Origin of the sequence: Paenibacillus brasilensis, assembly GCF_009363115.1 — a bacterium.
In the GTDB taxonomy this organism is placed as follows: Bacteria; Bacillota; Bacilli; order Paenibacillales; family Paenibacillaceae; genus Paenibacillus; species Paenibacillus brasilensis.
Window position 1 is genome coordinate 3471348 of sequence record NZ_CP045298.1, and the last position, 12518, is coordinate 3483865.

The 12518-nt window shown below is 48.1% G+C and carries 10 protein-coding genes and 2 pseudogenes; 8 read left to right on the plus strand and 4 right to left on the minus strand.

Annotation, left to right across the window (positions count from 1 at the left end):
• The first annotated feature begins 92 nt into the window (after positions 1-92).
• From GCU48_RS16295 to mmsB, 5 genes are all read left to right on the plus strand, one after another.
• Positions 93-1310 carry a multidrug efflux MFS transporter gene (locus tag GCU48_RS16295; protein WP_152380702.1) on the plus strand — a complete coding sequence of 406 codons (1218 nt, stop codon included), beginning with the start codon at positions 93-95 and terminating at the stop codon, positions 1308-1310.
• A gap of 19 nt (positions 1311-1329) precedes the next feature.
• Positions 1330-1926 carry a hydrolase gene (locus GCU48_RS16300; protein ID WP_152380703.1) on the plus strand — a complete coding sequence of 199 codons (597 nt, stop codon included), beginning with the start codon at positions 1330-1332 and terminating at the stop codon, positions 1924-1926.
• Between the two features lie 315 nt (positions 1927-2241).
• Complete coding sequence (gene chvE / locus GCU48_RS16305; RefSeq protein WP_152380704.1) at positions 2242-3327, plus strand: multiple monosaccharide ABC transporter substrate-binding protein; 1086 nt, start codon at positions 2242-2244, stop codon at positions 3325-3327.
• Positions 3328-3361: 34 nt separating this feature from the next.
• A complete protein-coding gene (gene mmsA, locus GCU48_RS16310) occupies positions 3362-4912 on the plus strand; it encodes a multiple monosaccharide ABC transporter ATP-binding protein (RefSeq protein WP_152380705.1) in 1551 nt (516 codons plus the stop codon).
• Entirely contained in the window at positions 4896-6059 is a 1164-nt protein-coding gene (gene mmsB / locus GCU48_RS16315; protein ID WP_152380706.1) for a multiple monosaccharide ABC transporter permease, read from the plus strand. The genes mmsA and mmsB overlap by 17 nt, the downstream gene beginning before the upstream one ends.
• 93 nt (positions 6060-6152) lie before the next feature.
• Here mmsB and GCU48_RS16320 read toward each other — a convergent pair whose 3' ends face one another.
• Positions 6153-7052, minus strand: coding sequence for an SDR family oxidoreductase (locus tag GCU48_RS16320; RefSeq protein ID WP_152380707.1), 900 nt, complete (start codon positions 7050-7052; stop codon positions 6153-6155).
• A gap of 61 nt (positions 7053-7113) precedes the next feature.
• Positions 7114-7866 (minus strand): MBL fold metallo-hydrolase, encoded by a 753-nt coding sequence (locus GCU48_RS16325; protein ID WP_152380708.1) that lies wholly within the window; start codon positions 7864-7866, stop codon positions 7114-7116.
• A 161-nt stretch (positions 7867-8027) separates the two neighbouring features.
• Between GCU48_RS16325 and GCU48_RS16335 the strand changes: the two genes are divergently transcribed.
• On the plus strand, positions 8028-8456 hold the full coding sequence (locus tag GCU48_RS16335; protein ID WP_025716259.1) for an Lrp/AsnC family transcriptional regulator: 429 nt from the start codon (positions 8028-8030) through the stop codon (positions 8454-8456).
• A 56-nt stretch (positions 8457-8512) separates the two neighbouring features.
• Here the strand turns inward: GCU48_RS16335 and GCU48_RS16340 are convergent, their stop codons facing one another.
• The gene (locus tag GCU48_RS16340) at positions 8513-9031 is read right to left on the minus strand and encodes a GNAT family N-acetyltransferase (protein WP_152380709.1); all 519 of its coding nucleotides are present in this window, start codon (positions 9029-9031) and stop codon (positions 8513-8515) included.
• Positions 9032-9254: 223 nt separating this feature from the next.
• Between GCU48_RS16340 and GCU48_RS28890 the strand changes: the two are divergent.
• Positions 9255-9344 (plus strand): annotated as a pseudogene (locus GCU48_RS28890) (EcsC family protein); the annotation flags it as partial.
• A gap of 141 nt (positions 9345-9485) precedes the next feature.
• Here the strand turns inward: GCU48_RS28890 and GCU48_RS16350 are convergent.
• Positions 9486-10754 carry an MFS transporter gene (locus GCU48_RS16350; protein ID WP_152380710.1) on the minus strand — a complete coding sequence of 423 codons (1269 nt, stop codon included), beginning with the start codon at positions 10752-10754 and terminating at the stop codon, positions 9486-9488.
• 283 nt (positions 10755-11037) lie between these two features.
• Here GCU48_RS16350 and GCU48_RS16355 point away from each other — a divergent pair.
• Positions 11038-12420, plus strand: a pseudogene (locus tag GCU48_RS16355) (acid phosphatase); the annotation flags it as partial.
• Positions 12421-12518: the final 98 nt, after the last annotated feature.

Sequence of the window (12518 nt, forward strand, 5' to 3'; positions counted from 1 at the left end):
TAAGGCCAAACTGCAAGCTAATATAAGGGTGTTATTGTTCATGATTGTTGTACAAGGACACTTGCATATGGCAGAGGGGGGGGGCTTTATTCATGCCGATGTGGAGACGGAATTTAATCGTTTGCTGGTTCGGAATGTTTGTAACCGGGGTTGGAATGAGCCAGGTTGCACCGATATTGCCGCTTTATATCGAGCAGCTGGGAGTTCATAATACAGCCTTAATTGCACAACTTTCCGGAATTGCGTTTGGGATTACCTATATCGTTTCAGCTGTTTTCTCACCCATTTGGGGGCAGGCCGCTGACAGGTTCGGGCGCAAGCCTATGCTATTGCGGGCAAGTCTTGGGATGGCTGTAGTCATAGGCTGCATGGGCTTTGCACACAATGTATATGTATTGATCGGGCTTCGAATATTGCAGGGTGCTATTACCGGCTATGGCACAGCTTGTACCACGTTGATTGCAACCCAGACGGACAAGGAGCACGCAGGTTGGGCCTTGGGTACACTTTCAACTGCCAATATTGCCGGTTCTTTGCTTGGACCTACGATCGGCGGATTTGTAGCGGAGCACTTTGGATTACAAGATTCATTTTTTATCACAGGTGTGCTGCTGCTGGTTGCCTTTTTGACTACCCTTTTATTTGTAAAGGAAACGTTTGTCCGTGAGCACCAAAAAACGCTTGGTATTAAGGAAACATGGCGCATTGTTCCTGAAAAGAGTTTGACGCTTACGATGTTCGTCACTTTTTTTGTATTAACAGTGGCCTTATATTCGGTAGAACCTATTATAACCGTGTATATAACAGAATTATCTGGTAATACCGGTCATATTGCTTTGCTAGCTGGATTGGCCTTTTCGGCATCAGGACTGGCGAATATCATTTCAGCACCAAGACTTGGAAAGCTCTCTGACCAAATAGGGGCACATAAAGTGATATTAGCAGCCCTTATAGTGGCAGGACTCATTTTTATCCCGCAAGCCCTGGCACAAAATAGCTGGCAGTTTATAGGTTTTCGATTTTTATTTGGAATAGCAGCGGCCGGCTTGATTCCCTCCGTTAATATCCTGATCAAAAAGATTACACCGGATGCTCTGACAGGCAGAGTTTTTGGTTTTAACATGTCGGCAGGGTATTTGGGCGTATTCGCAGGCTCTATTTTAGGCGGGCAGGTGGCAGCCTGGTTTGGGATCCGAGCTGTATTTTGGATTACAAGTGTGTTGTTACTGGTCAGTGCGGTCTGGGTTTATTTTAAAGTATATCAAAAGCTTAATAACCATGAATTGGCGTTAGGCCAAAATGCAGACTAGATGAAGGGAGAAAACAAATATGGAACATGTAAAATCAACGGAGGCGGAAAAGCTAAACGCAGAAAAGACGGCACTGGTAGTTATAGACTTGCAAACCGGGATCGCAAACAGCAGTCGTTTGCTAGCCCCTTATACGGGGGAGCAGGTTGTTCAGAAAGCAAGCAAATTAATTGAAGCCTTCGCACAGAAAGGCGCATTTGTAGTTTTGGTGCGAGTTTCGTCGGTGGATGGGAAGGATATGTTAAAGCCAAATACAGATATGGAAATGAATCAGATGCAATGGCCTGAAGGCTGGGATCGTCTGGTTCCTGAAATAGCCGACACCCCAAATGCCCATATCATCACCAAGCGTCAATGGGGAGCATTTTTTGGTACTGATCTTGACTTGCAGTTGCGGCGTCGTGGAATTGACACCATTGTACTGTGTGGTATTTCTACCTCCATTGGCGTGGATACTACAGCAAGAGAGGCTTACCAGCATGGATATCATCAGATTTTTGTGGAGGATGCCATGACAGCTTCAACGAACGAGGAGCACGATTATGTTTGTAAATACATCTTTCCGAGAATCGGCCGGATTCGGTCAACTGAAGAAGTCACTTTGTCATTAAGATAAAATAGAAAAGGAAGGAATAAAGGAGCTTTACCAGATCTAACCTGGTAAAGCTCTTTTATTTGCCTGCATTCCATACCATACCATGGTCTACCCTAACCAATCCATCCCTTCTCATCCCACACAAAGGTTAAAATTTTATAAAAAAGGTTCAAAACCAGCAAAGACCTTTCCCGGGCTGGAATGATACCATGTGGTTGCACATAAGAAAAGGAGAGGCGTTCGTCGCCGCTCCATTGTAAGCGCTATCTAATCTCTACTCTAATCAGCACTTACCTTCAAAATGACCCGCATCACATGAGGAAAGGGGAGCTTCACATGAAAAAAGGAGCTGTCGCTATATGGCTTCTGGTTTTAGCCTTAATGCTTTCGGCCTGTAATTTGGCGGAGAGTGGAACGGGCAGCAAGGAAAAGGGCTATGTGGGTATTTCCATGCCGACCAAATCGTCCGAGCGTTGGGTAGGAGACGGGGAGAATATGGTCCGGCTGTTTCAGGAGCAAGGCTATAAAACGGATTTACAGTATGCGGAGGACGTGGTGGAAAACCAAATCTCTCAAATCGAAAACATGATCACCAAGGGTGTCAATGTCATGGTCATTGCTTCAGTGGACGGAAACACGCTGACGGACGTTATCCAGAAGGCACATGACCGGGGGATTCAGGTGATTTCCTATGACCGTCTGATTCGGAACACGCCGTATCTGACGTACTATGCAACCTTCGACAACTTTAAAGTGGGTGTGCTGCAGGCGGCGTATATTGAGCAGAAGCTGGGACTTAAGGAAGGCAAAGGCCCCTTCAATATAGAGCTGTTCGGTGGTTCGCCGGATGACAATAACGCCTATTTCTTCTTTAACGGCGCGATGTCGGTTCTCAAGCCGTACATTGATTCAGGCAAATTAGTCGTACGCAGCAAGCAAATGACGATGGCGCAGATCGCTACGCTGCGATGGGACGGAGCCTTGGCCCAGTCGCGGATGGATAATCTGCTGAGTGCCTACTATTCGGGAGCCAATCTGGATGCGGTGTTATCTCCTTATGACGGAATTAGCATCGGTATCATTTCATCCCTCAAAGGGGTTGGCTACGGATCAGCGAACAAACCGCTGCCGATCATTACAGGGCAGGATGCGGAGCTGGCTTCGATCAAGTCGATTGTGGCCGGAGAGCAGACGCAAACCATATTCAAGGATACTCGCAAGCTGGCAGAGCAGACGGTTGTGATGGCCAACAGCATTTTACAGGGCAAGCAAGCAGAAGTGAATGACACTAAATCATATAACAATGGGAAAAAGGTAGTTCCTGCTTATTTGCTTGATTCAATCTCGGTGGATCGTACGAATGTCGAAAAGGATATTGTCGGCAGCCATTATTACACCAAAGAGCAAATTGGACTGAAATAAGAGCAGGCCATCTAAAGCGAAAGGAGTGTATCCCATGACTGGAATCATATTGGAAATGAAGGGAATTACCAAAACCTTTCCTGGCGTGAAGGCATTGGAAAATGTAAATCTCAAGGTCAAGGAAGGCGAAATTCATTCCCTGTGCGGTGAGAACGGTGCTGGCAAATCGACGCTGATGAAGGTACTGAGCGGTGTATATCCGCATGGAACCTACGATGGGGATATTGTTTTCCAGGGAAAAACGTGTGAATTCAAGGATATCAAGCAAAGCGAGGAATTGGGGATCGTCATTATTCATCAGGAGCTAGCGCTCATCCCGTATCTCTCGATTGCGGAAAATATTTATCTCGGCAACGAACGCGCCAGCGGCGGCGTGATTGATTGGAAAGAGACTTTTGTCGGCACACGCGAGCTGCTGTCCAAGGTCGGTTTGAGTGAGAATCCGAATACCTTGGTTACGAATATCGGGGTCGGGAAGCAGCAACTGGTCGAAATTGCGAAAGCGCTCTCTAAAAAGGTAAAGCTGCTTATTCTCGATGAACCGACAGCGGCGTTGAATGAGGATGATAGTGAAAATCTGCTTAATTTGATGCTGGAATTTAAAAGACAGGGCATTTCCTGCATTCTCATCTCCCACAAGCTGAATGAGGTCGCTAAGGTGTCGGATTCGATTACGATTTTGCGGGACGGGAAGACGATTGAGACGCTGGATATGAAAAAGGATGAGGTCACCGAGGACCGGATTATTAGCGGGATGGTTGGACGCGATCTGACCAGCCGTTATCCAGAGCGACATGCTGAAATTGGCAAAGTCATTTTGGAAGTAAAGGATTGGACGGTCTATCACGAGCATCATGCGGAACGCAAGGTGCTGGATCAGGTGAATTTGAACATCCGGCGTGGTGAAATTGTCGGTATTGCCGGATTAATGGGGGCAGGACGGACGGAGCTGGCGATGAGCATTTTTGGCAAGTCGTACGGACGCAACATTTCCGGTCAACTGATTAAAGACGGCAAGCCGATCCAGAATAACACGGTTACGGACGCGATTAACAACGGATTCGCCTATGTGACGGAGGATCGCAAGGAGTACGGCCTCATTCTGATGGATGATATCAAGCGCAATATTTCGCTGACCGGCCTGAACAAGCTGACGAAGGGCGCTGTCGTCAATGAGCAGGAGGAAGTCGTCGTTGCCGAGGATATGAAAAAAAGCATGAACATCAAAGCGCCGAGCATTTTACAGAAAACGGGCAATCTGAGTGGTGGCAATCAGCAGAAGGTGGTACTTAGCAAATGGATTTTTGCCGGGCCGGATATTCTGATCCTTGATGAGCCGACACGCGGCATTGATGTGGGTGCCAAATATGAAATTTACACAATTATTCACCGGCTTGCCGCTGAAGGCAAGGGCGTGCTGGTCATTTCATCCGAGCTGCCAGAGGTACTGGGCTTGTGTGACCGGATTTACGTCATGAATGCCGGGCGAATCACCGGAGAGGTTAGCCGTGAAGACGCGTCGCAGGAGACGTTGATGAGATATATGACCAAGTCAGGGGGCGTGAAGCATGGAAACCATAACTAAATTATTTAAAAATAACATCCGCCAGTATGGCATGATGATTGCGCTGGTCGTGATTATGATCCTGTTCGAGGTGCTGACAGGCGGCCTGCTGTTGAAGCCGATTAATATTACGAATCTGATTCTGCAAAATAGCTACATTTTTGTGCTGGCCATCGGGATGGTGCTGGTTATCATCACGGGGCATATTGATTTGTCTGTCGGCTCAATAGCCGCTTTTGTTGGCGCGGTTTCAGCCATTATGATGGTCGATTGGCAGCTTCCAGCGTGGATCGCTGTGATTGCATCTTTGCTGGTCGGGGCGTTAATTGGCGCATGGCAAGGGTTTTGGGTCGCTTATGTACGGATTCCGGCATTTATCGTAACATTGGCGGGGATGCTGCTCTTTCGCGGATTAACGATGATTGTGTTGGAAGGCCAATCCATCTCTCCTTTTCCGGGAGGCTTCCAAAAAATCAGTTCAGGCTTCCTGCCGGATTTTGCATCCTCCGGTTATAATCTGGTATCCATCATTATCGGCATCGCGCTCACGGTTTGGTTTATCGTTAATGAGTTTCGCGAGCGCCGTTCCCAGCTTAAATACGGTTTTGAGGTTCCGTCACAGACTTTATTTGTACTCAAGCTGATTGTGGTGGCTGCTATCATCAATCTGTTCACCTTTATGCTCGCAAGCTATGCGGGAATTCCGAACATTCTCGTATTGCTGTTCATTCTGATTGTCGTCTACTCTTTCGTGATGAATCGTACGGTTATGGGTCGTCATGTGTATGCGCTGGGTGGGAATGAAAAGGCAGCGGGTCTGTCCGGTGTCAAAACGAAAAAAGTAACGTTTTGGGTATTCGTGAACATGGGCGTGCTGGCCGCCATTTCCGGTCTGATCTTCGCTGCACGTCTGAATGCGGCTACGCCAAGAGCAGGTACGAACTTTGAGCTGGATGCCATCGCAGCTTGCTTTATCGGCGGTGCTTCGGCATCCGGCGGGATCGGAACCGTTTTTGGAGCGATTATCGGGGGTCTGGTGATGGGCGTACTGAATAACGGCATGTCCCTGATCGGTCTGGGTATTGACTGGCAGCAAGGGATCAAGGGCTTGGTGCTGCTGTTGGCGGTTGCCTTCGATATTTACAACAAAAACAAAAGATCGGCTTAGCGTTCCATGTCTGGCTATCGCTAAAGCTCATATGTAAACAGATAAAAGGAACCTCCAGTCCCACTCGAAATGTGGATGCTGGAGGTTCCTTGTTTAGGTCGTTACCATTTGTCCGCCATTGACATGCAGCGTTTGGCCAGTAATAAAGGAGCCGTCATCCGAAGCCAGCAGCACATAAGCGGGGGCCAACTCATAAGGCTGCCCGGCACGCTTCATCGGTGTATTGGTGCCGAAGGTGCGAATCGCTTCCGGTGATTGTGTGGCGGCATTCAGCGGAGTCCAGATCGGACCGGGAGCAACGGCGTTCACGCGAATGCCCTGATCGACCAGATGATTAGCCAGAGCGCGGGTAAAACTCACAATCGCACCTTTGGTGGATGCATAGTCGATCAGATTCTTTTGCCCGACATACGCTGTAACCGAAGCCGTATTGACAATGCTGGCTCCAGCCCGCATATATGGCAGTGCTTCTGTGGTCATATGAAAGAAGGAAATAATGTTTGTGTCAAACGTATCACGAAGCTGCTGCTCGCTGATGTCCAGATATGATTCGCGCACAAACTGAACACCCATGTTATTAATGAGGATGTCAATACGGCCGAAGTTTTCCATCGTTTTTTGGACAACCAGGCAGCAGTTGCTTTTTAGCCTCAGATCGCCCGGAATTAACAAACAGCGTCTGCCAAGCCTGTGAATCACATCGCGGGTTTCCATCGCATCCCGATGTTCATCGAGATAGGCAATGACCAGATCGGCCCCTTCTTTGGCAAAGGCCACTGCAACCGCACGACCAATACCACTGTCACCGCCGCTAATAATAGCTACCCGATCCTGAAGCTTTCCCGTGCCGATATATTTTGGATTATCAAAAATAGGGCGTGGAACCATCAGGTACTCGAATCCCGGCTGTCTGTATTGATGCTGGGGAGGAAAAGTAATCGGTACTTCTTTACACTGGGTTTCTGTACCGTAATAAGGATATTGCAAATTCATTGTTGATCCCTTCTTTAGGCGTTTTGAAACCCAATATATTCGAAATGGGCGCAAACGGTGACTATCCTGAAATCGTCGCTCCATCCGCCGGAATATGGACACGCTGCCTCAAACCTTCACGGTTGATATGTTCCGAAAGCTCGGAGCGAGATAGCAGACAATGATTGATCGCTTCCATGTGAATAGCCACGATTTGTGTGTAAGGGGCGTGCTGCGCTACCATCGTCACATCCTGGGCAGTCATAATAATGGGGTCACCTACCGTAAATCGTGCTCCTCCAGCATTCACAATCGTCCAGTCAGGACGGTATTTGTCGAGTGTTTCCGCGACTTCACTGCACCAGATCGTATCTCCGGCCACATAGACGACAGGCTCACCTGGAGCTTGAAACACAAAGCCTGATACTTGGCCCATCTGTTCCCCGATTTCTCCAGTACCGTGATGTCCGGTTGTGCGGATAATCTTAATTTCCCCCATAGACCCAACCACCCAAATCGGATTCACCTGTGTAAAACCGTCAGCAGTAATTTGCTCTTCATTACCGGGCTGACAGAAGACGGGAATTTGCTTGTCCAGCCATTGTACAGCCGCAGGGTCCCAATGATCCGGGTGCAAATGCGTAACGATCACAACGTCTGGCTGTCCGAGCGTTTCCCATTGTGGAGGCAAAGGAACTAGCGGATTGCGACGTTCATTCTCCGTATTTGGAACAGGTGGATTTACACCAGGCTCGCTCAGCATCGGGTCGATCAGAAATTTTACCCCACCATATTCCAGCCATAGGGTTGCATTGCGGATCAGTGTGATTTTCATATATGGACAGCTCCTTTTGTATAATCGAAAGAATTTTTTAGCCGGATATATTCAGCAGTTCGTTCTTTCTGTTACAATCATATCTGACGTAAAAGATGCAGGCTATGGCCTGCTGAAAGGAAAACAAGCATTCTCGTTTCACGATGAAAGGAAAAATGGCTATGGAACTATTTGTGCCCGATGAGATCGACCTGCGCATTCTTCATCACCTAATTGAAGATAGCTCTTTATCGCACAAGGAGATTGGTCTGCTCGTTCATCTTACGGGTCAAGCGGTAGGAGCGCGTGTTCGAAAAATGCAAGACGCGGGCATCATCGAAGGCTATACTCTACGCTGGAATCCTGAAAAAATTGGGCAGACCATTCATGCTTTTATTACGGTATTTTTGAATTCAGGAACCGTTCATAGTGCTTTTCTGGCTTTTGCTCGGAAGCATCCCTCTATTGTTGAAATTCACCGGGTTAGTGGGGAGGGCTGTTACTGGATGCGCTTGCGCATGTCGTCACAGTCAGAGCTTAATACCATGCTGGATGAATTGACGCAGTACGGTAATTACAAGCTAAGCTTTTCGTTAGGAGAAATCGAATGATAAAAACTCCCGGTGCTAGCACCGAGAGTTTTTTGTTTGGTGAGGGCGCATAGAGGTTAGCGATGCAGACTCATTTTCAAAATATGCTGCAATCCGTGCAGCCCCATCCTGGTGTCCCCCTCATCTTGAAAGCCACACATGAGATAAAGCTTTTGAGCAGGCCGATTGCGGGTATTGACCCCCAGTACAACTTCACGAACATCTGGAAAGTGCTTGAGAATAAATTGGGGCAGCTGCAGCAGCCCATGTTTAGCGTACCCTTGTCCTTGATCTGCGTAATGAATAGAGAAAGCACGCAGCAGCAGAGACTCGGAAGTATTCGTATAATCCGCCAGATCGTCTCCATCGTATAAAATGAAAAATCCAACAGGTCTTCCGTTAGCCGTAATGACGACAGGATGACGGTGCGGGTCCTGCTTGGCCAGTGCCAGCATTTCATCCGGCATTCCCGTAAACTGTCGCTGTTCCTCAGGCAGATAAAACGTATGTAAAGTGGCATCATGCTTACAATGGTAAGGAACAAGCTCTACGTCAGTGGTAGAAGCAGCCTGTGAGGTGTATGTGGATTTATTCATGGTTACACTCCGATCCGTATAATTTTTAACATACTATAACATCTCATGGGTTATACAAGCTAAACTTAAAAAATGTACAAAAAGAGAAACCTGAACTCACTTTACTTATGTATAACCCATACATAAACAAGCATGGTTAAAAAGGAGACGTGTACTTCTATGAAGCGGGCTGAACCATATCGTGAAAGTCAGGATCTATTGCGTCATGAGCTGAAAACCATTGAGGCGCGCCATTCGTGACGTAGCTGAGGCGGGTAAAATGCTATACAAAAAGCGTCGTATTCTGATGCGTTTGGCGGAAAAAGAGAGCTGACTGGATTATTTGGGATACAAGAGAGTATGATCTTGGTTGCTTGGGGATTCAGGTTATGCGACTACGAAGGTGTGAAGCGGCCGGGATGGCCGCCACACGAATTCGCAGATGGTGATATACGTAGCAGCTTTCGCTTGCCTGTTACACTCCGGCTCCATTTTCTTCGGCCCAGCGGTTCAGGGTTTTATCTGTAGGAAGCAGAAAGGTCAAAATCCCGAGCAGCGGCAAAAAGCCACACAGGAACATGATATTCGTGATGCCTACTTTGTCGATCCAGTTCCCGAGCACGAGCGCACCTACCCCACCAAGGCCAAAAGCGAGGCCTGTGATCAGACCGGAGACGGTTCCGATTTTGCCGGGTACGAGCATTTGGGCATATACGACCGTAATTGAAAAGCTCGACAGCATAATAAATCCGATGATCGGCAACAGGATAGCAGTCCAGAATTGGTTGGCATAAGGCAGCAATAGTGCGAGAGGCGCGGCCAATACCATGGACAGGAAAATCATGTTGCGTTTACCAAAACGGTCCGCCAGAGGGCCACCAAAGAAGGTGCCTAGTGCACCAGCTCCGAGGAACAGGAAGATGTACAGCTGTGCATCAGCCAGTGGCATTTTAAACACTTCCATCAGGTAAAACGAATAGTAGCTTCCGACGGAGGTAGAGTACCACGAACGCACGAATACCAGCAGAATGAGAACAATCATGGCAAACATAATGCGTTTGCGTACTTCGGGCTTCATGCGGCGAGCTGCCGCTTTTTTGCGCGCATAGCCTTCTGTGCGCAGGACGTTACCATACCAGCGGGCGATGAATGACTGGACCACAATCCCGGCTGCAGCAATACCTGTGAACCAGATGGCGCCAAATTGTCCTAACGGGATAAAAATCCAGCTCGTAAGCATGGGTGCCAGCGACTGGCCCGCATTGCCGCCAACCTGGAAAATGGACTGAGCCAGCCCCCGACGTGGTCCAGCCGCCATATGAGATACTCGCGAGCCTTCCGGATGAAAGGCGGCTGATCCCAGACCGACGAAGATCACCGCGAGCAGCACCGCTTTATAATCGGCTGCATAGGCGAGCAGCAGCATGCCTGTCAGCGTAAAGCCCATGCCGATCGGAAGGATCGCGGGCGTAGGTCTCTTGTCTGAAAACAAGCCAATGACCGGCTGCATGATCGAAGCTGTAAAATTAATGGCGAATGAAATCCAGCCGATCTGCGTGTAGCTCAGGCTCATGGATTCTTTTAAGATCGGAAAGATCGCAGGAATGACCGATTGAATCGAGTCATTGAACAGATGAACGAAGCTGATCGCAATCAGAAGCGCAAAAACGGTGCCCTTCGCTTGGGGTCCCGGCAGAGGGAGCGATTGACCCGCTTCTTTTTTTGTAGCAGATTTAGTAGTCATGACAACCTCCGATTATGTATGTATATTTTAAGATATAGGAAGCGATCCGTTTGCAGCAAATGGCTGAAAGGGGGGTAAAACCTGCCTTTACTCGGTACTGCTAATCCATACTGCTATATACTCTTCATTACATGATTTTCCTGGAGGTCAATGTTGTATGAGGTAATGGCGCTTCCAAAGAGGGTGTCTCAAGAGTCGCATAATCGGCTTTTGAGATGCCTTTTTCGTTATCAGCTTATCTGAAACAACGGTTGCACCTTTGTTTTACAAAACAAAGCTCTACGGTCTGGGTTCGCTTACCGATGTATATCGAAAGAACGCGAGGGCAAATACAACAATCAACGACATACCGGCAGATGCCTTGACTAAAAAATACGAAGATGAGGGAACCAATGCAGGCAGTACAAGCTCCAGTCTTGGCAATATCGTGAATTTGGTAAATACCTTGCGTGGGGATTACTCTTCGACAAGCTCAGCTAAGGCGTACTTTAGCTACCCTCGTCCGTTTCGCTGGAGCGATAATTCAGTTGTAGTTCCGACTTTGCTGCCAGCTCAAAATCCGGACCCGAGCAAGGATGGCGGCTTTCCTAGTGGTCATACCAATGCTGCGTATCTCAGCGCTATCGCTATGGCCTATGCTGTACCAGAGCGTTACCAGGAACTGCTTACACGAGCTTCGGAGCTGGGCAACAATCGTATTGTTGCTGGTATGCATTCGCCATTTGATGTGATGGGAGGGCGTGTCATGGCAACGGCGACGGCGGCTGCCATCCTGTCTGATCCGGCCAATAACAGTTTGAAGAAAGCAGCTTATCAGGATGCTCACAGCAAATTGTTAACGCAAAAGGGTACAGCGCCTGACCGGTTCAACAATTACGCTGCCAACAAAAAGAGCTACACCGAGCGATTGACATACGGATTTAGCCAGATTAATCCGACGACTACGCCAATGACGGTGCCTAAGGGAGCGGAGGTGCTGCTGGAGACACGTCTGCCTTACCTTGACAGCACACAACGCCGCTGGGTTTTGGCTACTACAGGTCTTCCTTCCGGTTACCCCGTGCTTGACGATGCCGAGGGATGGGGACGGCTTAATCTGTTTTCCGCCGTGGACGGTTATGGTGCTTTTGCCAATCATGTTACCGTGACTATGGATTCCTCCAAAGGCGGCTTCAATGCATTGGATCGCTGGCGCAACAATATCTCCGGCGTTGGAAAGCTGACTAAAAAGGGAACAGGTACGCTGAAGCTCATGGGCAGCAATACGTATTCCGGCGGTACACAGCTCGAGCAAGGCATTCTGGAGGGGAACTCTGAAACGGCCTTCGGAAGGGGTGATGTTACGAATAATGGAGGCACTCTCCGTACCAATACTTCTGGCAAGCTCGTTATTGGCGGTAATTACAAGCAAACAGCCAAGGGATCACTTGAGCTCAACCTGGACAGTAAAAATGACGTGCTTTATATTAAGGGAACAGCCCAGCTTAACGGAAAATTACGTCTGAATTTCTCTAACAAATATGTACCGGCTAACGGTGCCACAATTTTAACCTATGGTAAAAGAAATGGAGCATTTTCTTCCATTGAAACAGTAGGTTTGCCAAGTAAATATAAAGTAAAGATTATCTATAAAGCGGACAGCACTCAGTTAAAAGTCACAAAATAACCAAACAGGACGATTAAAAAGTGCACCTTTGGAATACACCGGATCAACCATGAGGTTATCCAGCGTCTATTCTGGAGGTGCACTTCATTGTTTAATGA